At 42.5% G+C, this 21,770-nt stretch carries 36 protein-coding genes; 4 read left to right on the forward strand and 32 right to left on the reverse strand.

Annotated elements, in window-relative coordinates; translation table 11 throughout:
- Positions 1–72: 72 nt before the first annotated feature.
- From PAHA3_RS12110 to PAHA3_RS12200, 19 genes are all read right to left on the reverse strand, one after another.
- Positions 73–759, reverse strand: a complete 687-nt coding sequence (locus PAHA3_RS12110; protein ID WP_153028208.1) for a hypothetical protein — start codon at positions 757–759, stop codon at positions 73–75.
- A 153-nt stretch (positions 760–912) separates the two neighbouring features.
- Entirely contained in the window at positions 913–2,370 is a 1,458-nt protein-coding gene (locus tag PAHA3_RS12115) for a DEAD/DEAH box helicase family protein (protein WP_062834965.1), read from the reverse strand.
- Complete coding sequence (gene terS, locus PAHA3_RS12120) at positions 2,360–3,088, reverse strand: phage terminase small subunit (protein WP_062834966.1); 729 nt, start codon at positions 3,086–3,088, stop codon at positions 2,360–2,362. Before terS ends, PAHA3_RS12115 begins: the two co-directional genes overlap by 11 nt.
- Positions 3,089–3,350: 262 nt before the next feature.
- Positions 3,351–3,911 carry a tyrosine-type recombinase/integrase gene (locus PAHA3_RS12125; protein WP_062834967.1) on the reverse strand — a complete coding sequence of 187 codons (561 nt, stop codon included), beginning with the start codon at positions 3,909–3,911 and terminating at the stop codon, positions 3,351–3,353.
- A 296-nt stretch (positions 3,912–4,207) separates the two neighbouring features.
- Positions 4,208–4,459 (reverse strand): hypothetical protein, encoded by a 252-nt coding sequence (locus PAHA3_RS12130; RefSeq protein WP_062834968.1) that lies wholly within the window; start codon positions 4,457–4,459, stop codon positions 4,208–4,210.
- 416 nt (positions 4,460–4,875) lie between these two features.
- A complete protein-coding gene (locus PAHA3_RS12135) occupies positions 4,876–5,508 on the reverse strand; it encodes a hypothetical protein (protein ID WP_062834969.1) in 633 nt (210 codons plus the stop codon).
- Positions 5,505–5,735: a hypothetical protein gene (locus PAHA3_RS12140; protein WP_062834970.1), complete on the reverse strand. Its 231-nt coding sequence runs from the start codon at positions 5,733–5,735 to the stop codon at positions 5,505–5,507. Before PAHA3_RS12140 ends, PAHA3_RS12135 begins: the two co-directional genes overlap by 4 nt.
- On the reverse strand, positions 5,732–5,971 hold the full coding sequence (locus PAHA3_RS12145; RefSeq protein WP_062834971.1) for a hypothetical protein: 240 nt from the start codon (positions 5,969–5,971) through the stop codon (positions 5,732–5,734). The genes PAHA3_RS12140 and PAHA3_RS12145 overlap by 4 nt, the downstream gene beginning before the upstream one ends.
- Positions 5,968–6,276 carry a hypothetical protein gene (locus PAHA3_RS12150; protein ID WP_062834972.1) on the reverse strand — a complete coding sequence of 103 codons (309 nt, stop codon included), beginning with the start codon at positions 6,274–6,276 and terminating at the stop codon, positions 5,968–5,970. The genes PAHA3_RS12145 and PAHA3_RS12150 overlap by 4 nt, the downstream gene beginning before the upstream one ends.
- Positions 6,269–6,652 (reverse strand): YopX family protein, encoded by a 384-nt coding sequence (locus PAHA3_RS12155; RefSeq protein WP_062834973.1) that lies wholly within the window; start codon positions 6,650–6,652, stop codon positions 6,269–6,271. The genes PAHA3_RS12150 and PAHA3_RS12155 overlap by 8 nt, the downstream gene beginning before the upstream one ends.
- Positions 6,649–7,107 (reverse strand): hypothetical protein, encoded by a 459-nt coding sequence (locus tag PAHA3_RS12160; protein ID WP_062834974.1) that lies wholly within the window; start codon positions 7,105–7,107, stop codon positions 6,649–6,651. Before PAHA3_RS12160 ends, PAHA3_RS12155 begins: the two co-directional genes overlap by 4 nt.
- Before the next feature lie 51 nt (positions 7,108–7,158).
- Positions 7,159–7,584 (reverse strand): ASCH domain-containing protein, encoded by a 426-nt coding sequence (locus PAHA3_RS12165; protein WP_062834975.1) that lies wholly within the window; start codon positions 7,582–7,584, stop codon positions 7,159–7,161.
- A 16-nt stretch (positions 7,585–7,600) separates the two neighbouring features.
- Positions 7,601–7,921, reverse strand: a complete 321-nt coding sequence (locus PAHA3_RS12170) for a hypothetical protein (RefSeq protein WP_036674246.1) — start codon at positions 7,919–7,921, stop codon at positions 7,601–7,603.
- A 37-nt stretch (positions 7,922–7,958) separates the two neighbouring features.
- Positions 7,959–8,165: a hypothetical protein gene (locus tag PAHA3_RS12175; protein ID WP_036674248.1), complete on the reverse strand. Its 207-nt coding sequence runs from the start codon at positions 8,163–8,165 to the stop codon at positions 7,959–7,961.
- 42 nt (positions 8,166–8,207) lie between these two features.
- A complete protein-coding gene (locus tag PAHA3_RS12180) occupies positions 8,208–8,612 on the reverse strand; it encodes a hypothetical protein (protein ID WP_062834976.1) in 405 nt (134 codons plus the stop codon).
- 50 nt (positions 8,613–8,662) lie between these two features.
- Positions 8,663–10,012, reverse strand: a complete 1,350-nt coding sequence (locus PAHA3_RS12185) for a DNA cytosine methyltransferase (RefSeq protein WP_062834977.1) — start codon at positions 10,010–10,012, stop codon at positions 8,663–8,665.
- A gap of 88 nt (positions 10,013–10,100) precedes the next feature.
- Positions 10,101–10,778, reverse strand: coding sequence for an HNH endonuclease (locus PAHA3_RS12190; protein ID WP_235599428.1), 678 nt, complete (start codon positions 10,776–10,778; stop codon positions 10,101–10,103).
- 49 nt (positions 10,779–10,827) lie between these two features.
- Positions 10,828–11,010, reverse strand: a complete 183-nt coding sequence (locus PAHA3_RS12195) for a hypothetical protein (RefSeq protein ID WP_062834979.1) — start codon at positions 11,008–11,010, stop codon at positions 10,828–10,830.
- Positions 11,011–11,023: 13 nt separating this feature from the next.
- The gene (locus tag PAHA3_RS12200; RefSeq protein WP_062834980.1) at positions 11,024–11,203 is read right to left on the reverse strand and encodes a hypothetical protein; all 180 of its coding nucleotides are present in this window, start codon (positions 11,201–11,203) and stop codon (positions 11,024–11,026) included.
- Between the two features lie 166 nt (positions 11,204–11,369).
- On the opposite strand from PAHA3_RS12200, the gene PAHA3_RS12205 reads away from it, so the two are divergent.
- Entirely contained in the window at positions 11,370–11,552 is a 183-nt protein-coding gene (locus tag PAHA3_RS12205) for a ribbon-helix-helix domain-containing protein (protein WP_062834981.1), read from the forward strand.
- Positions 11,553–11,594: 42 nt separating this feature from the next.
- Here the strand turns inward: PAHA3_RS12205 and PAHA3_RS12210 are convergent, their stop codons facing one another.
- The 13 genes from PAHA3_RS12210 to PAHA3_RS30875 all read right to left on the reverse strand — a co-directional run bounded on the left by PAHA3_RS12210 (position 11,595) and on the right by PAHA3_RS30875 (position 19,487).
- A complete protein-coding gene (locus PAHA3_RS12210) occupies positions 11,595–11,870 on the reverse strand; it encodes a hypothetical protein (RefSeq protein ID WP_062834982.1) in 276 nt (91 codons plus the stop codon).
- Complete coding sequence (locus PAHA3_RS12215; protein WP_062834983.1) at positions 11,830–12,342, reverse strand: DUF1064 domain-containing protein; 513 nt, start codon at positions 12,340–12,342, stop codon at positions 11,830–11,832. Before PAHA3_RS12215 ends, PAHA3_RS12210 begins: the two co-directional genes overlap by 41 nt.
- Positions 12,342–13,472: a DNA polymerase III subunit beta gene (gene dnaN / locus PAHA3_RS12220; RefSeq protein ID WP_062834984.1), complete on the reverse strand. Its 1,131-nt coding sequence runs from the start codon at positions 13,470–13,472 to the stop codon at positions 12,342–12,344. Before dnaN ends, PAHA3_RS12215 begins: the two co-directional genes overlap by 1 nt.
- Positions 13,456–13,596 (reverse strand): hypothetical protein, encoded by a 141-nt coding sequence (locus tag PAHA3_RS30450; RefSeq protein WP_167350884.1) that lies wholly within the window; start codon positions 13,594–13,596, stop codon positions 13,456–13,458. Before PAHA3_RS30450 ends, dnaN begins: the two co-directional genes overlap by 17 nt.
- 4 nt (positions 13,597–13,600) lie before the next feature.
- Positions 13,601–14,557: a primosomal protein DnaI gene (gene dnaI, locus PAHA3_RS12225; RefSeq protein WP_062834985.1), complete on the reverse strand. Its 957-nt coding sequence runs from the start codon at positions 14,555–14,557 to the stop codon at positions 13,601–13,603.
- A gap of 4 nt (positions 14,558–14,561) precedes the next feature.
- Entirely contained in the window at positions 14,562–15,590 is a 1,029-nt protein-coding gene (locus PAHA3_RS12230) for a phage replisome organizer N-terminal domain-containing protein (protein ID WP_062834986.1), read from the reverse strand.
- A 23-nt stretch (positions 15,591–15,613) separates the two neighbouring features.
- Positions 15,614–16,021, reverse strand: coding sequence for a hypothetical protein (locus PAHA3_RS12235; protein ID WP_235599429.1), 408 nt, complete (start codon positions 16,019–16,021; stop codon positions 15,614–15,616).
- 14 nt (positions 16,022–16,035) lie between these two features.
- On the reverse strand, positions 16,036–16,734 hold the full coding sequence (locus PAHA3_RS12240) for a hypothetical protein (protein ID WP_062834988.1): 699 nt from the start codon (positions 16,732–16,734) through the stop codon (positions 16,036–16,038).
- Between the two features lie 98 nt (positions 16,735–16,832).
- The gene (locus tag PAHA3_RS12245; RefSeq protein WP_235599430.1) at positions 16,833–17,171 is read right to left on the reverse strand and encodes a hypothetical protein; all 339 of its coding nucleotides are present in this window, start codon (positions 17,169–17,171) and stop codon (positions 16,833–16,835) included.
- Between the two features lie 136 nt (positions 17,172–17,307).
- Positions 17,308–17,736: an ORF6C domain-containing protein gene (locus PAHA3_RS12250; RefSeq protein ID WP_062834990.1), complete on the reverse strand. Its 429-nt coding sequence runs from the start codon at positions 17,734–17,736 to the stop codon at positions 17,308–17,310.
- A complete protein-coding gene (locus tag PAHA3_RS12255) occupies positions 17,723–18,856 on the reverse strand; it encodes a ParB N-terminal domain-containing protein (protein WP_062834991.1) in 1,134 nt (377 codons plus the stop codon). The genes PAHA3_RS12250 and PAHA3_RS12255 overlap by 14 nt, the downstream gene beginning before the upstream one ends.
- Positions 18,857–19,135 carry a group-specific protein gene (locus PAHA3_RS12260; RefSeq protein ID WP_062836081.1) on the reverse strand — a complete coding sequence of 93 codons (279 nt, stop codon included), beginning with the start codon at positions 19,133–19,135 and terminating at the stop codon, positions 18,857–18,859.
- 148 nt (positions 19,136–19,283) lie between these two features.
- Entirely contained in the window at positions 19,284–19,487 is a 204-nt protein-coding gene (locus PAHA3_RS30875) for a helix-turn-helix transcriptional regulator (protein ID WP_062834992.1), read from the reverse strand.
- A 110-nt stretch (positions 19,488–19,597) separates the two neighbouring features.
- Here PAHA3_RS30875 and PAHA3_RS12270 point away from each other — a divergent pair, with 110 nt between their 5' ends.
- From PAHA3_RS12270 to PAHA3_RS12280, 3 genes are all read left to right on the forward strand, one after another.
- On the forward strand, positions 19,598–20,062 hold the full coding sequence (locus tag PAHA3_RS12270; protein ID WP_062834993.1) for a helix-turn-helix domain-containing protein: 465 nt from the start codon (positions 19,598–19,600) through the stop codon (positions 20,060–20,062).
- A gap of 10 nt (positions 20,063–20,072) precedes the next feature.
- Complete coding sequence (locus PAHA3_RS12275) at positions 20,073–20,486, forward strand: ImmA/IrrE family metallo-endopeptidase (RefSeq protein WP_062834994.1); 414 nt, start codon at positions 20,073–20,075, stop codon at positions 20,484–20,486.
- An 81-nt stretch (positions 20,487–20,567) separates the two neighbouring features.
- Complete coding sequence (locus tag PAHA3_RS12280; protein ID WP_062834995.1) at positions 20,568–21,701, forward strand: site-specific integrase; 1,134 nt, start codon at positions 20,568–20,570, stop codon at positions 21,699–21,701.
- Positions 21,702–21,770: the final 69 nt, after the last annotated feature.

Raw genomic sequence — 21,770 nt, forward strand, 5'->3', positions numbered from 1 at the left:
TCATATGGAGTTCAACATAGTCTCAATATGAGGTCAAGTAAGGTTCATATTTGGACCAAATAATTAAGGACCTCATTTAGTTGGTATGCCAGCATAGAAACTTTCCATTTTGCTGGTATAGTCATAAAATGACAAGCGGGCTCTTATTTTCGAATCATTGCTCTTAAAAGTTTGAGTGACAATATTTGATCTACTATGGTCTCCGTTTAATTCAATTGGTTCCGAAACATCCTCAATTATTGCAGTGAGACATAACTTCAAATCTTCAGATGCACCATTAAGATATTGAAATGTGTTTGAGTAAACATCCGATTGACTCCATTCTTTAGACATCCCTGATAACTCTTTTTTTATTTGTTCCAGCTCGGGAAGTAATGATTTAGCTTCGGAAACGGATAAGTTTGAAGCATCCTCATTTATACCTTCTGTTATAGCAACAAGTCTCTCGTATATTGGTTCTATAACTTCATTAAATCTCTTTGTCTCTGCCTTATTATTTTCCCTCAGTAGTGCCTCTGTCGCCATTGTTTTTAAGGCTGCTGCATCTTTACTATTAGGCTCTTCTATCAAAGCGTTTTGTATGTACTCCAGTGTTTCCTCGTATTTACCTTCCTTCATAGAATCTTTGGCTTTTCTCATGTATCCTTCGAATGCATTAAACATTGTACAAGCTGAACAAACAAGCACTATAACAATTAAAAATAAAATAATTTTACGCACCGCTACTCCCCTTTCTAATGAAAATTTTGTAATCTTCAAGTTATTATACCATCTACCCATTTAACTATTACATGAAAATGACTGATCACTCAATAAAATAGGGCGAAATAGTTTCGCCCCTGCTCTCACTGATCGTTTCTTTGCACGAATATCCTTGAGCGTATATCTCACTCCACTCCACTGCTGTTAATGTTATCTTTTTATTGTCACACCTCCTATTGCGGGAAGCATCATAGACTGAGGTGTTCCCAGCAAATATTCTCCGAAAGTGATTACATATGCGTCTGCCCTGTCAGGCGACTTTAATCCGCGCTTTTTCATGTCCTTCTTACTCTCAAGTAGTATCTTCCCCTTACTGGTCATTGACCATTTTCTTGCGGTCAATTGGGAAGTAAGTACATCATCATCAGGCAATTGTAAAACAGCAAGATCACCATTCATGTAATTGCTCATGTTCTGCTCCAATTGTCCTTTTATGGATGCCCACATTTCTGCGCCTAAATTTCCGTAATGTTCATCCAATGAGGATGATCCGTTATTTATCGGAATTACTTCATAAGGAAGCCCTTCTTCGGCAATAATCTCATTCAGTCGATCCGTCACTCCACCACCCACGCCGGTATCATCAATCCTGATTCTCGTATGGACAACTTCCGGGTAATGTGGCAACAAGTCCCTTATCAAATTCAAAACCCAGCCGGCAGTGACCATAGTATCTTTCTTGAAATGATGATGCTGTCCAACTGTTACCGGCCCTATCCCTGCGTAAATGGACGTCTCATCGTCACCAAAACGAGCAACGTCACAGCCAATCGTCAAGATGTCACCGACTGGAGAAAGATTTACTTCCTTGGCAGCGAATTCAGCCACTTCCAACGCAATAAATGTTTCGGATTCCCCTCGTGGGAACTCACCTTCAACCCGGACACGCCATACATCAGATCCTTTACCGTATTTGCGTTCAAGCATAGCTATGTTCTCTTTACTTGTACGAGGACTGTTCAAACAGGATACTTTATGTGTATTGTAGTCAGCACGATCTCGGTTGTGAGAATCATAAAATACTCCGCTGGTTCGGGTTGGGTTACCACACATAAGCAGCTTATTGTATTCACCTGAGAGCGTACCCAGGATTGCTTCCATGATACGATCTTCAACCCCAGAAGCTTCGTCTACGATGAACAGCATGTAGTCTTCATGGAAACCTTGCATGTTCTCAGGTTTAGTTGCTGTCCGGGCTGTAGCAAACCATCGTTCCTCATAATTTCGCATGTAAATCTTCGTTTTAGTCCATTTGAGTATTCGCTTGAGCAGAGGACTCTTCTCTTGCCATTTACTTATCTCTGCCCAAAGTACATCATGTAGCTGCTGACGTGTAGGAGCTGTACAGATAACTTTCGGAAACGGGAAACATGATAGAAACCATAATGCCACCGCAGCCTCAAGACCGGTCTTCCCCACACCCTGTCCAGATCGCACCGACACCCGTGGACTTCCCGCTATATCCATTAACACTTCTGCCTGCCACTCATCAGGAGTGAATTTCAGTAATTCCACACAAAAAAGAACCGGGTTCTTCCGGTACTCTGGAATACGTTTTTTGAATGCAGCAAAGCGGCGTTTTGTTTGTGGAGACTCTTTACTCACCAGACTCCACCGCCTTTACCCAATCTTCTATGAGGTCATCCTCGGTATCTCCATCACCGTTCTTCAGTTTCTCGATCTCAAGGCGGGTTTTATCAACTTTGGCCTGCATCTGATCCAGTTTCAATCTGCGTTCATCTTCCTGCGGTGCAATATCAAGGAATTGTTTGATGGCTCCCCTAATCTCGCGCATGACCGTGGCCTCTGCCTTAATGAAACTAGCGTATTTATCCCAAGCGAATTGAATTTCCCATTCATATTCATCTCCATACTCACCTGGTTTCTCTTTTTTCAACTCTTTGGTCATATCCTCTTTGTCTTTGATGAAGAAGATACGTTGCGCCCAAATGATTTTACGGAATCCCTGGGTGATGTTATGCCAGATCATGTCTATAGGTTCCATTTGCTGAACGATATCTATGAGTTCTAGATACTCAGGATCTTGCGGCTCGAACTTACGGAACAATCCATGTGTCACAGCTTTCTGATTGCCGAGCGGACCTCCTTTACCACCTCTGTTGCCTTTAGCATTCTGATTACCACGAGGAGCACCAGGTTTAGCGTTCGCAATCTTCCCTTCCCATTGATCCAGTGATTTCCACTTCCGGACCGATTCAGGTGTTATTCCCAACTTTTCTGCAATCTCTTTCGGCTTCATTACAGCGCCACTATCTTTCCAAATTTTGAACGCCTTCTTACGATTCGGATTCTGCTTCCTGCTCACAAAATTATCACCACTTTCATGTAATTGAGTTGGAATTCCTATTTAAGGTCAGTAATAGTCAAACGTTACGAATCAAAATAAGCCTCCGTGTGAATCGCAGGCTGTTGTTCTGCACTCATATTCACCAAATAATGTAAGTTGACTGAAACATAAAGGTAATTCTGTTGCACTCATTTCAGGCATGAAAAAACATGTTTCTTCATCTAATGTCTTCCTAATTGAAAAATGAGTGCAATATAAACCGTATTGTGTTGCACTAAATTCACCTTAAATTCAAGATTGCCTTGTCCATCATGTCCTGAGTCAGCCCGATATAGTCCAAAGTCTCCCTTGGATCGCTGTGTCCAAACATATCCATTAGTAACGCTAGGTTCTCAGGATTGTCCATGTAGAGCCTATATGCCCATGTCTTCCGCAATGAATGGACTCCGATATCCTTTAACCTGAATTCCTGAGCTGCTTCGTGTAAAAAACGATAGGCTGTTGTCCGATCGATCGGTTTATTTCGCATACGGCTGATCGTTTTAATCTGACGACTAGCAAACAGATAATCAGTTGGTCGCATGTCAGCAGTGAATTCGTCCAGATCATCTCTTATACTCGGATGGATAATAAAAGTCTTCGCATGCTTATTTTTTTGCTCAACCATACTGATATGGGTCCCTTTAGTTTGCCACGCCTTGAGTTCGAGCAAGTCAGATACTCGAAGTCCGCTGTATATGCCCATACAAAAAAATAAGTAATTCCGCATGCTTCGTATATAGAAGTATTCCTTCATTCCATCTATAACCCGTTCATCACGGATCGGCTGTACCTTTCTCATTTAGTCACCTTCTCTTGACCATGATTCGACTTCCAACAGCGCGGCATAATACACATCTGAACAACCCCTGTCCAGGTTCCCAAACAACAGCCCCGACATTTCTCTGGTTGCTTGTCCGAAACCCTCGGGATAGCCGGTTCATTTCTGCTGTAAAAATGACCATCCATACTCTTCCCTCCAATACAAAAAGGCCGCTCCTAAGAGCGACCTTTTATTTGCGTTATTATATGGATAGAATTTATCATAATATTTGTCCCAAAACACTACGCTTTTAGTAATGTTTAATAAGATTCTAATCAAGAATTAGCAGTAATTTTTTTCTTGCAGAGCTCAATCATCTCGTTTAAAGGTTGCATAGACTTAAGTTCAACCCAATCGATAGACTGATTCTTTTTGGATTCTACCGCTTTACCTAAATAGGTAGTACCGTGATTAGCGATTGTAATTTCCCAGATCCATGTGTCAGTTTTTGTACCATTAAAGCCAAACTTGTTGACATTCACAATTTCAACTACATGAAACTCTGTATGGTAGATTTTATGCTCCATATAAAAATTCACCCCCAACAACATTGTTCGACACCAAAGGAGGATATTCCTTTTATAATGTTGAAAATAAGTTGTTAGGAGGTGAGAAAGATATAATCATAATGGAAAAAAATATGCAATTGGCGAAGGTAACTTTTGGATTTATGACCATGAAGGTAATGAGTTAACTCGCTACCAACTAAATCAAATTTCAACTGGTGAAGGAAGAATTACTGCGACTGGAAAGCTGACAGATTTAACTGTTTTTTTATCAGATGGCGAAAAAATAAAATTTGAAGATAATTCCAAGTTAAATGAATTTGCTGAAGCGTTAGCAAAAGAACAAGCGAAATATCTTTAATACAATACAAAGGTCTACTTTTTACCTTAGCGGAAATTGGTAGACTTTTGTATTGTAATGCTACTGAAAATTCAATTCATGAAGGAATTAATAATCCTATTTCTCCTTCTTCATTTCTTCCACGACCATAATCTATTGTTACAAAATCCAATGTCCGATTAAATTTCAAACTATTAGCTATATTTGCTATAGCCCTGCGCCTCTTATCTGCAAACGTAGTTGCAGCTATACCAGGAACATCCTTACGATATCCTTTCTCCATGTATTCTTGAGCTTTCAAATACTTCTTACCATCTAGAAACAGCAATTTCGCTGCTACACCCTCGTGGACATCTTTTAAATTGTTTATAGCAAATCGGACATTGTTGGATATGAACACGTATAGCTCGTAGTTGGCATGCCGCTTATCCTTCATGATAACAGCGTTTGCAGTGACATCAGCAGTCAGTTCATGGCCTGATTCGCGTTTCGCAACCGTTCCCTCCGCAGACAACAACTCATAAGCTGACATACCATTCTCGATCTGCTTGAGTGCGTACTCATAATTTTGAATGATGTCAATCATGTCCACATATTTACCAAGAAGCCATTTGGTTTTACGGATATCTTCTTCATCCACATCCGAAAAAAAGTTTAACTGAATAATCTTATTAGTATCATCAATGTCTTCTTGCTTAGGTACGATAACTACTCTTTCTTCTGTGCTCATGCCGTTCCCTCCTGCGTTTCCCACTTTGCCTTCTCGTTCATAAATTCCAAGCACCTGTTCTGAAACCACTCAAGCAAACGTTTTGTCTCGTCCCGTTCAGCCGCAATACTTGCATTGATCTCTGTCATTTCTTTCATTGCCTGGTCACGTTCTTTTATAGCTTCAATCAAATCCTCTGGAGCTACGCCTTCCCACTCATTTATCAAACCAGCTACACGATTGCTCATTCCACCACCAACTTCCCTAACCTTTTCAGGCTCCGTCTGCTATGGACCCCGGTGAATTTGTTGAGGTATGCAATCTTTTTCATGGTTCTTGAAGAGTCCAATTGCGCTGTCATTCTTTCAGGGAACGTCATTTCATGAAAGTGTTCATCGTATCTAATCTTCTGAGCCTCAAGACCGATCACCAGACAGCATTGTATTGCAATGGCATCGTCATAACTTAATCCGAACTGTCTCATTCTGTATCCGCTCCTTCCCCACCCATATGCGGCTGTACGCGATTCTTTGGCACGCTCAGCACCGCAAAGGCTCCGAAGTCTTCCAATATACCCTTGCCCTTTATCGCGTCCTCAGGGACCCATATCTCGCATTTAATACGATGGTAGCCCTTGTACTTACCTTGCTTAACTGGTGCGCGAATGCTGGCTTTGTTCGCAAATGGAGCCACCACCCACATCCGATCATCGCGTGAATTATCCTCCATTGATTGCTTGATGCTCTCAGGCGTTACATTGAATATCACGTTCATATCGTTCTTATTCATGCTTATCCGCTCCTTCCTTAACCAACAGTTCAGGATTTTCATAGACATTTCCGATCACTTCTCCGTCTGCTATATATCCCAAATGCAAACCCATTAAAGGTTCTTTGTCTCTGAATAACTGAAACATGCCTCCGTATAACCTCACTACCAGATTTTCAGGCAACGGGCTGCTACTCTCAAAAGTTAACTTATTCACTTTAACGATGTCGCCATCGTAGTAATCCTTACCTTTGCTGTCTTTAACCCCGGATCTAAGCATCAACACTACATACGGAGATAGGACGCACACTTTTAACCAGCTCCGGTCCAAGAAGTCATATGACATCTCTTTGGTTTCGATATCCCATGCTCTCGCTCCAAACTCATACAGGCTCATTGTTCCACTCCTTCCTTGGGAGCCAAGCCATCATCGTGGATGATTCCAACTACCATTACGCCTTCAGCCCAGCAATACGATCTGTCAAACTCAATCAGCTCTGATACCCAAAGGTATCCGTCTGGTAGCGAATCACCCACAAACATAAATCCGCTTCCCTCATGTTTCACTTCACATGTGTGTCCTTCGCCCTCATACTCAAACTGCACTACATCGCCTTCATATACTTTCACCTGATCATCTGAATCATCATGGTAGCCAGCATATTGTCCGATTGTTTGAATAGAAATCTCATGCATAACCACCAATTGTCCTAAGTGTCCGTTTACGGTTATACCGTTACAATGTGGGTTAATGTAGAACTTGCCTCGACTGCGAATTAGATCACCATATACGAATTTGTGCTGCATCTCACCTGGAGCAATCTGTTTTCCTCTGAATTCGATTTCTAGCATCTTGTATACCCTCCTTAGTAGGGAGAGGCCCACAGGCCCCTTGCCTTAAGATTAGTTTGCAAAGTTCCACAATCCTTGCTGGCCTTTAGCTGCTAGAGGCTTCATAAGCATCTTTACATCCGACATTTCCCATGCATATCGCCCAGGTTCAAAGTCTCCGAATTCATATTCTGGAGAGTAAACCAATCTGTTTCCTTCCAACTCATAACCATCTGTCCATGTATCCACCGATTTAAGGCAGTTGGTCAGTTTAGCAATCGCTACAACCGCACCCGTTGGCAGGTTATCTACTGTGTATCCATGCTGTTCTAGTGCTGCGCGAATCTCAGGATACTTGCAGGCATCCTTGTCGATCTTCTTCCCGGCATGGATGGCAATCTCGCCCCGATGCTTAGTAGGCCAGCTGCGTGTTTCATATTGTTTTGCTCCAATGGCGATCAGTGTCGCCCACCGCTGAATAATTGTTATAGCCTTCATGATTGTTCTTCCTCCCCTAATCCATTTGTCTATAAGCAGAGACGTCATATCCGTTCATGAATAGTTCTTTAGCGAAAACCGTGACTGCCTTGTCTCTGACACTCGCCTGCCCTGAGCTAACCGTAATCATGTATCCGTCACCTATCCAACGCCGCTTACCCCTGCAATACAATCCCGCTGCCTTTATTGCTTCCAGGACCTTGGTTTCCCGCGCCCTCGGCAACCGGATAAACACTTTATCCAGATTCGCTGTTCCACCATCCTGCATGCCTTCTGTCGCCGCTTGTGATGCCTTGTGCGCTGCTTTCAGATCTTCCGTGAATTTGTTATAGTCCATCTGTATATCCCTCCCTGGGAAAGAGGCCCTAAAGCCTCTATTTCCGAATTACGATACTGTCCGAATCAACATTGTCACTGATTCCGTCATAAATCGTGCTCTCAGCACTTACGCTGCCATCAGGCCATAACTTACCTTGACAAATATCTCCCTTGCGGAACACTTTTACGAACCGCCCCCAGTCGTCCCAATAGACATCCTTAATTACTTCAAACTCACAAGGTACTGATTTCCACTCGGACATGCGTGTTATCCTCTCCTTTGGTGGGCCTAGCCCAGATATGTTTTAAACCTCTACCTTTTTCAGATACTCCGTAGCAAAGCCACCGTTAAACCCTTCTAAATTCACCACTTCCGATCCGCACAGGTCCCATGGATTCGAAGTAACCGTCCATACCTTATCCTTGTACTTCTCTTTCCGGGCTTCATAGCAGGTGTGCATTACTACTCGATCCCCTTTTTCCAACGGTTCTTGAGGATTCAGTTCTTCCACAGCCCATTTTGCGAAATCGCCTGAGTAGCATGATTTCTCCTTGCCTTCCTTGCCGTTCCGATCAACCGGTGTATAGAACACATCTCCAACCCAACCGTATCCATTAGCGCCACAAATTCTGAACTGGTTAACCCGTCTCATAAGTCCGCTTCTGCCGATGAATGTTTTACCTGGTTTGATCGCTGATGATCTAATCATGTTTATCCGCTCCTTTGTGTGGTGGGAAGGGAGGGTATTCCCTTCCTCTGTTATAGCCGATCGTATATTGCTTTTATGGCTACCATGATTGGGTATATTTGTAGTGGGTTAACGGCATTGCCCAGCGCCTTGAGTCGGCCCGTTCTGTCCTTAATGCCGGATGCTACCCGCGACGGCTCCCAATCGTACTGAGGCATCCCCATGAGTGCCGGTTGAGGGTATTCATGTATAAGATCGATTAAATCATCCAACGAATTTATTCCACGTCCGTCCAACCCATTGGAAAATTCATGAGTGTTTCCACCCACTCCGGGTTGAGCTGCCCTGTATGTCCCTCTCTCATCAATGCACCTGGTACCGAATCCCGTTCTTTCTGCGATTCTGGTAGGGTTGAATTTTTGCTGTCTTGAGCTGCTGGAGTCGGCCACATGCGAACTGCTCCCGGAAGTCCGTTCCTTGGGTCCTCCGCATTGATCTCCCCGCGTTTCTCCGCATCGTTTGCACGCGGCGTGGGCCACATCTTCACTGCTGCATGCAGATCCGGTGTTCTGCGTTCTCTCTCCGATGGACAATCGCCCCTCAGTGTTGATTTGGGAGTGGGCCAAAGTTTCACTTGGTCGTTTAGATTCCTCGTCCATCCTTGTTCCTGTTTCCGTTGCGCTCTCGGTCCAGTCGGATCGTCTCCGCTCCTGAAATCCCGCGCTTGTGGAGTCGCCCAGTAATCCTTCGTCGTATTGTAAATGTCTGTTCTTAGGCTCTTGCTCTGACCTCCGCCGTGATTCCCAACCGAATCCGCCGCGCTCGGTGTTGCCCACAATGATCGTCCGGTCTCTTTTGTGCGAGGACCCGACAGATGCAGACGGAAACACATAAACTTGGACTTCGTAACCGATGTCTTTAAGGTCCTGACAGATACGTCCGATAAGCATAATCTCTTGTTGTGTATATATCGTCTCGTAAAAGTCTTCGTCCGCTTCTCTGGCAGCAATTCTGCTTTCCACTGTAGTTCCCCCAGTTGGCTCTGCCATACTGAGGAGTCCAGCAACATTTTCGCCAACAAACCAAGTGGGCCGGACATCTGCAACGACTCGCACAACCTCCGGCCAGAGATAACGCTCATCGTCAGTGCCCCCCCGTTGTCCGGCGTGGCTGAATGGCTGACAGGGGAATCCAGCGGAAATAATGTCAATTGTTCTACCGTCTCCAATGATTCCATCCTCCTTTAATCGCTCTGCAGTAAGTGTGCATACATCGTCGTATATGGGTACTCCGGGAAAGTTTTTTTGAAGAACCTTCTGCGGAAACGGCTCCCGTTCGCAAAATGCTACCGTCTCCATGCCTGCCCAATGAGCTGCCAAGTCGATTCCGCCGATACCGCTAAACAAACTCAGCTTTCTCATGTGTCTTGTCTCCCTTCCTCTGTTATCCAGAGAAACACAACTCCAAATAATGTTATAATTTTTCGTTGTTATACGAATTACTTGCATATTAATCATCGAAATGTCCGTATCCAAACGGGACTTGATGATTCTCTTCAACTCTTACAATATCGTTAATTAAAGCCTCGAAAATTGCGATTTGTTTATCATCCATCATTTCAATAAGCCTGACCTCTTTTGCTTTCAATGAACGTCCTGCCGCAGAAGAAATTAGTTCTTTAACCGGGTTCAAAGATTGCTGACGGTTCTGTTTCTCCTGATCCGCTTTCTGCTGCACCTCTTGCTTCCGGTTATATTCATCCCAATCCTGTTCGTCGAACCAGAAGCGGTCTCCATATTTATCACGGAAGGCGGAAATCCAAAATTGGAGTAATTCTTCATTGGTTTGAATCCGATCATGACAGGGCCAACAAAGCCGAAGACCGTTTGTCTTAACTCCGCGTCCCTTCCTGCCTCGCGGATAGACATGGTGAGTAGTCGTCCCTTCCGCGATTTTGCAGCATTCACAAATTCCGTTTGATTCTTCAATAAGTTTAGCTATGACTTCTTTTGGAAAATCGCCGCGCTCTTTCGAGCCTGGTCTGGATTGGTGATGGGATAAAATGTCCTTCTTCCATTCCGGTACAGGCTTTTTGTCTTTTTTTCTCCGCCCGAAGCTGCTCATTTTCTTTTCTTTTACTTTTTTCTCCGGTTTCCAGAATGTTTGATGGGCCATTTCCTCATCCACCTTTCCAACGTTTTTCCTGTCCTTATGCTTATATTTTGAACCTAATTCACTACATACCCACTACGGATTTTATAGGTTCCAACAATCCAGCACGCTCTAAAACAGCGTAATGAACCTGTCTTTCCTGAGCAGTAGCTTTTACTCCGTTTACTGTGTATCCAACATAAAAAGCAATAGCTTGTTGCACTTCTGTAGGCTGTTCATCAAAATTATTCAAATCTACAGTACTCACATCCAAACCTCCTTTACAAAGTCGAAAGTTGACTCTGTTTTTCTTCAAACTTTGATTTTATATCCAGAGGCAAGTCACTAATCACCGCATCCCAAATGTTTATCAACTCTTTGTTAGGAGAACTTAACTGTTTAACCTGCGTATACCTTTCAGATAAAGCTGCGGAGAATTCATCTTTCTCGGCTTCAGTCACAGAGCACACCTCCCAATTGACTATTAAGTTCCAGTACAATGTAGATCATTCCAGTAAATTGTTTCTTAATATGAGGTAAGGAAATGTTTCCTTGGACTATGTTCGATCGACCTTTAGGTTATATAAGTTATATAACTTATAATCCCTGTAAAAGGAGGGGTACGTCTTGGCTGTAGATAAGGATAAAAATACTCAAGTACTGGTGACGTTTCCTAACGAAATGCTGGATGAAATTAAGGAGTTCTGGCACAACGAGAAGTTGTCTAACCGTAATGTGGCAATTAGAACACTTATAACTAAAGGTCTTGAAAAACATAAGCAAGAAGTGAGGGAGCAAGAGGATAAGTAAACCTCTTGCTCCTTTTACTTTTGATTTAGAGAGTATCATATTCTAGGGAAGCTCCATCGTATCTCCCTCAAACCTAAACTCCGTTTGATTGGGATCGTGTGTCGGACCCCAATGACCATTATCCTTGAGAATTTGAACAACATCAGTTGCATAGACCTCATCAGTGTTTACGATCAGATACGTGTTCACCGCCTGTTTCCCTTCCGAAGCTCGTCCTACCCGGACCTTATTGAGAAGCCGCAGCATCTGCACTCTCTCCAGTTCATTAAGATGTTTTTCAACGTCCTCGTTTTTGATTACGGTATGTTTGATTTTCATTTTGCTTTCTCCCTTCATCAGCTCGTTTTTTAAGTGCATTCGCCGCTCGTTTACGCGCTGATTTTTCCTTCTTATACTGGGCAAGCGGTCTAAATTCCCCGCGTTTTTTAACGAGTATATCTATTGGTAAAGTCGGATATTTAGCTTGGAATAGTTTCAGTTTGACTCGGAACGTGGAGGTCTCCATTCCTTTAATATCCACCACCCGTTGACTGTCATCTAATCCTGTTACCAGGAAGTCAGCGATATAAGTGATCTTCGGTTTCTCTTGAAGAACAAATTTAGGATGGCATTCAAAATCCTTGATATCTCCGTATTTCTTCTGTTGGAGGAGCAGTTGGTAATACTCTCCCTCAGCCATGCTATCGAATCGTATTCCAGTTATAACAAGGTTGTGCTTTTTAACGATCCATTCCGAGAACAATGTCCCGTCTTCTGTGACAATCACTTTGGTTGCATTATATTTGTTCATTACACTTCTTCCGTCCTATAAGGAAGTACAATGTGGAGTGATCTCTCGTCACTTTCATCCAGGATATAAATTGGCTTCAACTTACCAGGGAAAACCAGTGTCACCTTATCTCCTTCTAATGCTTTGATAGCATCTATGAAGTACTTGGAATTCAGTGCAACGGCAAAATTTTCGCCTTTAAACAAAACTGGAACTATACTCTCATTCGCCTTTCCAGATTCTCTTCCTTTGCCGCGAATGCTCACTTCATTCTCTGTGATGCTGATGACGACCTGGTTATGTTTTTCTTCCTTGGCAAGTGTGTATACGAGGTCAAGACAACTCAATATCTCTCCTTTATCTACGATCACCTCGGTAACACCATCTGGCACAATCGACATCCGGCTCACATCCGGGAACGCCCCCTCCAATACCCGGGAGTAAAAGGTGAAACGGTCTGTTCTCGCAAATACGTACACCACTTCTCCGGTGAAGGATTTCGAAAATCCAAATTCAAGATTGTCTTTATCCAAGATAATCTTTTGCAACTCACCCAATGCCTTAGCCTCAATGACAGCTCCACCCAAGTTGCCTACTTCTGTGCGCTGCTCCGTTTTTGCAAGTCTATGCCGGTCTGTCGCTTCAATGCCAAATACTCCGTTATTAATGTAAACATGTGCTCCAGCTAGGATTGCCGCATTCTTGCCGGTTGGATCAGCAGCATAGGTCGCTTTTCTGAAAAGCCGTTTAAGTTCTTTGCCAGTAGTTTCAAACAACTCGCTATCATCAATGTCAGGTACTCTCGGAAACTCTTCTGTATCGAAGACACCCATATCTATTTCTTTCTTCCGAGAAATGATAATCACGTTGTTTCCCTGCTTCTCAATGCTCACATCGCCATTCAATTTCTTGATCACTTCCAGTGATAGCTTAGGGAGTGCAATCTGACCAGGCGAATCAACTTGAACATGTTCACTGAAAATGTAAGACTGTATCGTTGTTCTTGTATCCGTTCCGGTTACCTTGATCCCATCCGCTCCAGCTTCGATCAAGAAGCAGTCCAGGATTGGCATAATGTTCTTGCTTGCAATGGCCTTACTTGCATCTTCCAAGGCTTCTGCAAGTAGCTCGCTATCAACGAATATTTTCATAAGGACGATTCCCCTCCTGAGGTTTTTTCTTTGCGTTGGGATTGCACTCCGGGCAAGGTCCGAGCATCATCATTGCACCAATAAACTGATATTTCACTGTTGCTCCACCACAAGTTTTATACATTCGATTATCCCCTCCGTCTATTTCTTCCACCTACCGATATTGTTTTTGAAAAAGGTTCGATCCGTTCAATGATCCGCTCTGCCTTCTTCTCATGCTGCTTTCTGTCCATCTCTTTGGCATCTTTCACATTAGCAAAGTGATGTCTCAGTTCATTAACTGTCAAATTGGAAGTATATATTGTCGGTAGTCGCTCCATGCGCCGCTGGAGTATTGGCCCAATCACTTCATCCCTTGTCCAAATGGTTAAGGTCTCAGCTCCAATATCATCGAGTATTAGTACAGATGCTGTCCTTAGAGAATCAAGTTTGCTCTCAACTGTTTCTGTCTTGGAACCAATAGCATCCTTGACTTCGAGTAGAAAATCCGGGACATAAACCATGAGCACATCTATGTCACATTTGGCTAGTTCTTGAGCAATCGCTCCGGCGATCCGGCTTTTACCTACACCCATAGGACCGTAAAGATACAACCCTTTTGTCGTTTGCCCTGGAACGAATGTGCTACAGAATTTAACCGCCGCCGTAATGGCGGGTAAGCGTTGCGGATCAGGTTCGATGTCATCAAAGGTCGCGTCCAAAATGTGAGCGGGTATAAAATGGCTTTTGATTCTCTGACCAATCCCCTGTTGTCTCTCGTAGGCCTTTAACAAATTGCATTTCCTTAGCCTGAACACCAACTCGTCCGATTTGTTAGGATTAGGTTCTTCCATGCTCCTGTGGCCCTTCTGGACGTTCTGACAGCCCATTAGACCAGGGCACGTGGCGCACGCATCACATTGAGACAAATGTTCAGATACATCCCTGTATCTTTTAGGGCTTGTTAGGTCTCCTGAACGAGCTGGATATTCTTGTCTAAGCCTCTGTATCTCCGGGTGTTTATCAATCCGTTCAATGGCAGAGGCTCGGCGTTCCAAAAACCGATCTGGCATCAACGCTTTTAGCTCTTCTTGAAAGCTGCCCACTGCTTCACATCCCTTGTTTTGCTCTTAGTTCAGCAATCATTTTTTGAAGATCGTTTTCGGTGTACTGTTCGCCTAGCACTTCAGGAACAACGTTTTCAGGAGGCACCTGTTCTGCTGCACGTTGTGTATCCGATTGATTCGAATTTTCTGTGTTCGAAGCATGGAGAGCTTGAATCACTGTAGAGCAGTAGTTCACGCTCCTGATCTCGTCCCGAGAATGCTTGGGTTTAAAGTTGTCAAACGCTTTGTCAACTCCATCAAGAGCCGTTTGCAGTGGCACCTTGTCTCTGATCAATTCGGAAATACTCACCTCATCCGCTGGAGATATATCCATGCCCTTACCTCTGCGTTGTAAATACTTGCTAGCAACCGCGTTGCGATAATCCAATTCAGTCGATGATATTTCATCCTGTCCAGAGTCAGCATCTGTTTCAGGAGTGGCAGGAACGGTACCTTGCCGGGAAGACGGTATCCCCTCATCTTTGGAATCGTTATCAGCCTCGGGCGATAAACAACAACTACTATCTTTTTCTTGTTCTAAATCTAGTTCTAGTTCTGTTCCGTTACCGGGCGTTACAGTAACGTTACCTGTAGCGTTTCCTGTAACGTTACAATCTGGATTAGTTTTTTGACCTGGATAGAGCAACTTCTGCTTCTCTCGAAACTTGCGAACCCTATCATTAGTTTGTGCTCTGACCTTATCCATGCCATCAATATTCTGATGCTTCTCCCAATTCGGGAGGAAGTAAGCTCCGTGTTCAGAAACTTCTAACATACCGAATCTCTCAAAGATGGATAAAGCCATTTTTATAACAGGTAAAGGACGTTTAATAGCAGACAATAGCATTTCTTCTGTATATGGGATGTTTTCAGTCAACATGATGTATCCTCCCATATTTGCCTTGCCGGTCATTGTCAGTAACTTGAGCCATATTACAATGATCGTATCAGCCTCAGGCATGTCTTCAATGAGTTCAATCTTTGTATCACTGAACATTCCGGTACTGAGTTTGATCCATTTTATTTCTGCCATGATTCAACCTCGCATTATCAGCCCTACCTATTCCCGCTGGCAGGATTGTTGTACTCAGCCAGCAGAACCTTCAGGCTGTATTTTAATGAGTTTATAACTTGGTCATTACTTTCTACTGCGTTATGCCATCGAACCTTGTCTGCCTCGGCATCGGCTTCCTGAAGACGGATCTTGATGATAGCGAGTTCCGCACGCTGAGCTTTGTCTTTCCCAGCAGCAAGGTAGGCTTCTGCATATACACGCTTGCGTTCAGCGTATAGACGTTTATAGTCCCTCACCGCCTCCGCAGCTCTCCGGCCCAATAAAACTTGTACCTCCGTCAAATACCCAATCTTCCGCGCCAGTGTAGCCGGATAATCGTGACTGCACTGTTCAGCTAGACTGTATAACTCGCCTAGCGAATATTGTTTTTGTAAAGACAATGCAGTCACTCCTACTTTAATTTTTAATAATCATCACCATAATAGGTATCTACTTCATCCTCATCGACAATAACCTTTGCGCCTGTAGCGAAAATTTGGAACATTAATTTGTCGAAGTCGTAAAACGATGTCATGATCTCGTTGTTTTTGGATAAATCATGACTGTCAATTTTGGAATTGTAGACATGACCTTCTTTATCTAAGTGAAGTTGATATTTATAATTGTATTTCGATCTGCTAGAGCGCCATGATTCTGTACCGTCACTTTCAGGATCAAGGTAAATGTGTTTGTAACCGTAATCGCTCTCTTCAAGAATGAAGCCTATTTTTTCGCCATCTTTATCGTGATCCTCGTTCTTATCCTTTTTCATAGCCTCAACTAACTCAGATAACTTGTATTCTGACTTGACGCCAACTAGCATTTTTTCCATATTTTCTTTTATTTTTTGGACACCCTGAATGTGAAGCGCTGTTTCCAATTGGGACTTCACTTCATTCAAAACCATGAGATTGTATCCGCCAATCCCAAGTTTGCTCATATCAATTTCCAGTTGTTCTTTTACTTGGTTTTCCAACTCTTTACGGAAATCTCCATAGGAGCCAAAGTAATCTTCAACGACTTTTTTGATAGTAGTCTCCAATTGCTTTTTAATAACTTCTTCAACAAACCCATCCTTTTGAATATTCTCCATAGCATCATTTACCAGGATATTTAAATTCATATTTTCCAGCTCCTATTTTCAAATTTTGAATTGCATGGTATACTGCCGTTGAATTGTTTTTCAAATGATCGTGTTGGTAGCACGATTAACTTAAGGACTCATTTGATACTGTTGTTGCGGTAGACTCTTCTGCAATAGTAGTTACAGAAGAGTCCTTCTTCTTTTGGATCAGGAAATTTTTGTCCAGAGAACACTTCTCTATCACAGTGTTTACACAAACCAATCACTGTCCCTTCAACCTTATAGCCTGATGGTTCTTTCCAGATTAGTCCTTCATATTCTGCATTCTTATCGATTGAGCGTTCTAATTCCTCAAGATCGTTACGGAGCATCTTAATTTGTTGTTTGATGGGTTTGATGCTGCGTTCCATTGCTAATGCATCAATCGCAGTATCACATAAATCTCTAATCTGTCTTCGCAGTACTCTGGTTTGCAATAACTCATGAGCACGTATCATCATTTCTTTTTGGCAATGTTTTTTTGAATAATTGCATGTTGCAATGGTTTGTGTGACCAGATACGTGCCAAATCGTCAAGCGTCATGAATTTTAATCTCATAGGTTTCAACTCCCTCAGATATAATCTTCCGGACGAAATTCCTTAATGAACTCAACCGCATCATCAAAGTCGATACGCCGTACATGGCTGTATTTCGCTACCTCAAACCGATCTTTCAGTTTACTCCATACCATCCTACGATAACGACCGACCAGGTCCTTGAATTTCTCGTCAGACTCTTTGTACCTGTCCTTTGTTAACGAGTTCGACTTCTTGCGGACAAGAGACTGGAGTTGGTAGCACTCCGCATCCGTAAGCGTTACGCTGTCCCGGACCTCCTGAACCATCATCTGGACCTCTCCAACCTTTTCGGCCACATCCTCTTGCATCTGTCTGATGCCATCCACCAAACCGCGAATCGCCTTACCTTGAGCTTCAGTTAACTGCATCTGTCTTTCGACAACCGACAAGAAGTCAGTCTGGTTAGGATTAATCAATGTCATTTCGTTCTACCACCTTTCTGGAATTGATTGCTGGTCGAAGTTGGTCAATGAAGGATTGAAGCATATCAAGACCTTCTGACACCCGCTTTTTATCACTGGTACTTGCACCGGATACTGCGCCAAGCATAAACGAAGTGATACCAACCTTCTGAAGAAACTGTTTAATGTGATAACTAACTTGGGTAGAGTTGTAGTCTGATTCGAAGCGGAGTTTCTTCAATTGAGCCGTTGCATACTGTTCATCGAAATCATCAGGTTGCTGAAGCTTAAGTGCCTCAAGTTCTTCTTTAGCTCTCTGATACCCGGATTTCAGATCTTCAACTTTCAGGCGTTCAGCTTCAACGTCATCATCGAGCTTTTCCTTCCAGTACTGGTCCCGCTCTTTGATCCTCCGAGTAACTTCCTGCTCTTTTTGTTCAAGCAAGACTCCCGTCTCTTCGTCTCTACGCTCAACAGCGGCCGCTATTGCTTCGTCCACCTGATCGGCTGGAATCGCATCCTTGTATCGTCGCTGGAGCTCTTCCTTTTCATGCTCCGCTTGGTTAGCGCGTTTCTCAGCCTCTCGTACAGCAGCTTCAAGCCTTTCCTTAGTCTCCACATACGCTTTGTGTGTAGATATGATCCCTTCATCAAGTTGCTGGATGATTTCTGGTGTCGCATTTTCCATGATGTACTTGGCCTTGTCGTAGGTTCTGCCTGATCCAAAGCCTGCTTGATCAGCTACGATATCACGGACTTGTCCAGCGGGATGCTCAGGTACATTTTCCTTACCTCCAGCCATCCGGTCCTTCGCCTTGATCCGTTCGACTTCTTCCAATCGTTTAGCCCACTCGACTCGCTCTGAGAAGGTGAATTCTTTCCGATGCTCGTTCTCGGATATTTCAAGCCGAAGCTGATGTTCGAAGTCGCTGATTTCCATCACTCGGACTACAACCTCTTTGCGTCCCAGGTACTGATGAGCACGCAATCGGCGCTCTCCTGCAATTAACTGATAATCTGGTGTTACTACTATAGGATTGATAAGTCCGTTTTGATCAATGTCTAGTGCCAACTCTTCAATGCCGCCAAAGTCTTTGCGAATTCTATCTGCAACCTTGATTTCGTTTATCTTAATTAACAATTACATTTCTCCTTTCTTCAAATGTTCAAAAAGCCATTGCCTTAGAAACTCTCTGGTTTCTTGAACGGGAAAATACCACTTTCCACCAAGCTTCGCTTTTATAAATCGTGGATCAAAGAAAAAATTATTCTGTATGGTGTTCCAACTCATACAGGTTCTCTTCATTAATTCCTCCGAATCCCAGTATACGTATTCCGAATCCACTTCTTTTACTAATTCGGCAATGCGCTCTCGGGCAAGCTTCAATACCTCTGTTTCATTAATGTTAATAGTCATCATTTTTTCCAAATCGTCACCTCCGGATCATAATCGAAGGTATTTAAAATACCCTTGTGGATATAAAAAAATGCCGTCCTCAAACAATGGGTATTGACAATACCCATTAACAAAAGTATACTTCATATAGGTATTCTGACTACCTACTGAACTAAAATAATTCGTCTGGTTTTCCTTTTAGAACTTCACAAATTTTTAGCATTAATTTAAAACTTGGATTGACTCGACCGTATTCTAAGCTCTTGATATGTTCAGTAGAAACGCCAACTGCATTGCCTAGCATAGATTGGGTCAGCCCTTGTTGAAGTCGCTTGTTTCTAAGATTACCGCGTTTTTCAATCAGCTTCTCTGGCAATGTTTCTTCACCCCCTTTTATATAACTTGTATCCTGATTATAAAGGGTATTTTAAATACCGTCAAGTATTTAAAATACCCTTTATAAAAAAATGTTTTGGAGGCTAGAGAATGTCTTTAGGTGAGCGTATTCGTAACCGTAGAAAAGAAATAGGTTTAACTCAAATAATAATAGCAGAACATCTAGGTATGGGTAGATCCAACTTTGGTCATATAGAAAACGATAGGGTTATCCCTTCAAGTACAGACCTAGAAAAAATAGCCACCATCTTAAAAACGACTCCGAATTATTTACTTGGAAACAGCGATCAAAAAGAAACCATCACTGACAATGCTGATGTACCTGACTGGGCAACGAATAAGGATATTGCAGATTTCAGAAAGATGCTTGAGAATGATCAACCTGTCCTCTTTGATGGGGTTCCAATTGAAGGTGAAAAGCGTCAACGTGTGTTGGACATATTGTCTGGTCTATTCTGGGAAGCAAAGGAATTAAACAAAGAAACATATGGCAAGAAACGAAATAGCAAGAAACGAAATAGCAAGAAACCAAACGACCAAGACTCCAAAGAGTAGGTGAAATGGATTGGATGATATCATTCACAAGCTTGTTCGTAAATATAAAACAACCGACCCTTTTGCAATTGCACAGGCAAGGAACATATTGGTTAGGTTTGTTAGTTTCGATGAGGGAACGCGGGGTCTATACTACCGAAAACTCAGGCGTAGATTCATTGTGATAGACAACGGCTTGACTGAGGAATGGCAGAGGGTCGTATGTGCACATGAACTAGCCCACGACTGCATGCATCCAGGTATAAGTCAGTTTTGGATGGATAAACATACCTTTTTTAACATTGGCAAATTTGAACGTCAAGCAAATACTTTTGCATTGAAACTTCTTACCTATGGCAAACCATCGGAACAATGTGAATCCATGGAACATTATCTAATTAGTTGTGGTATCCCTCAGGAATTACACCATCTATATGAACTATAAACGTAACTTGCGCTTACGCCGCTGCATGGCGGCTTCACATATATAAAAATAGAACATACGTTCTTTAAGGGAGGTTTTTGTTTGGCTAGCTATAAAAAACATGGGACTGGATGGGAGTATCGACTAAGGTATAAGGACCCTTTCACACAGAAATTTCGAGAGAAGGCACAAAGAGGATTCGATTCAAAAAAAGAAGCTCAGTTGGCAGTTAGAGAATTTGAAAGAAAACTTGCTGCTGGCTATGAACAATCTGATTTATCGCTACAAGATTATCTGGATTTTTGGATCAACGAATATAAGAAAGGAAGTGTTCGTAAGAATACACTATTACTTCATCAGAACAACATTAAAAATCATATTATCCCATTTTTTAAAAACATGCTTATACGAGACGTGAAGCCAATTATGTACCAAAATTTTATAAACCATATTAGTGAGAAAGGATATAGCCGACGTACGGTTGAATTGATTCATTCCACAATGCATAACGCCTTACAAAAAGCTGTTATAATCGGAAAATTAGAAAAAAATCCATGTCTAGGTGTCGAAATAAAAATTAAGCGCAAAAAGAAGGAAGTACACTTTATTGATTCCGATGATATACCATTGTTTATGCAAAACTCTCGTCATTATGGTTATGTATACTGGATATTTTTCCGAGTGTTAATTGAAACTGGTATGCGAAAAGGCGAAGCAGCTGCTCTAAAATGGATCGATATTGATTTGGATAATCATTTTATTACAATTGATGAAACTTTAGATTTTACAGCGAAAAACAAAGAAGAATTATTCGGTGACACCAAGACAGAAAAATCAGAAAGAAAAATAAAAATTACTACAAATCTAGTAAATGACATCAAATTTCACAGAGAGTGGCAGGAACATAACAAAGGGATACTTGGGGATAGATACCACCATGACCTTGATCTGGTTCTATGTAGGGAAGATGGAAACTTCATGCCTAAATCATCATTGTTCAATGCCTTCTCCCGCATCTTACAACGTTGTGATCTCCCATCCCTCCCCATTCACTCTCTCCGACATACCTGCGCGGTTCTTTTACTTGAGTCCGGGGCAGATATGAAATTCGTTCAAGAACAATTAGGTCACGGAAGTATTCAGATCACATCAGATGTATATGCCCACATCTCAGGCAAGATCCAGAAAAGCAATATAGATAGATTTGAGAAATTCACTGAAGAAATTTTCGAATAGAAAAATATTTTGTGGGCATTTTGTGGGCACTTTGATTTTTCTTTAAATATATAGGTACTTGCCCACAAA

It is taken from the genome of Paenibacillus amylolyticus, assembly GCF_001570725.1.
Lineage (GTDB): Bacteria > Bacillota > Bacilli > Paenibacillales > Paenibacillaceae > Paenibacillus > Paenibacillus amylolyticus_A.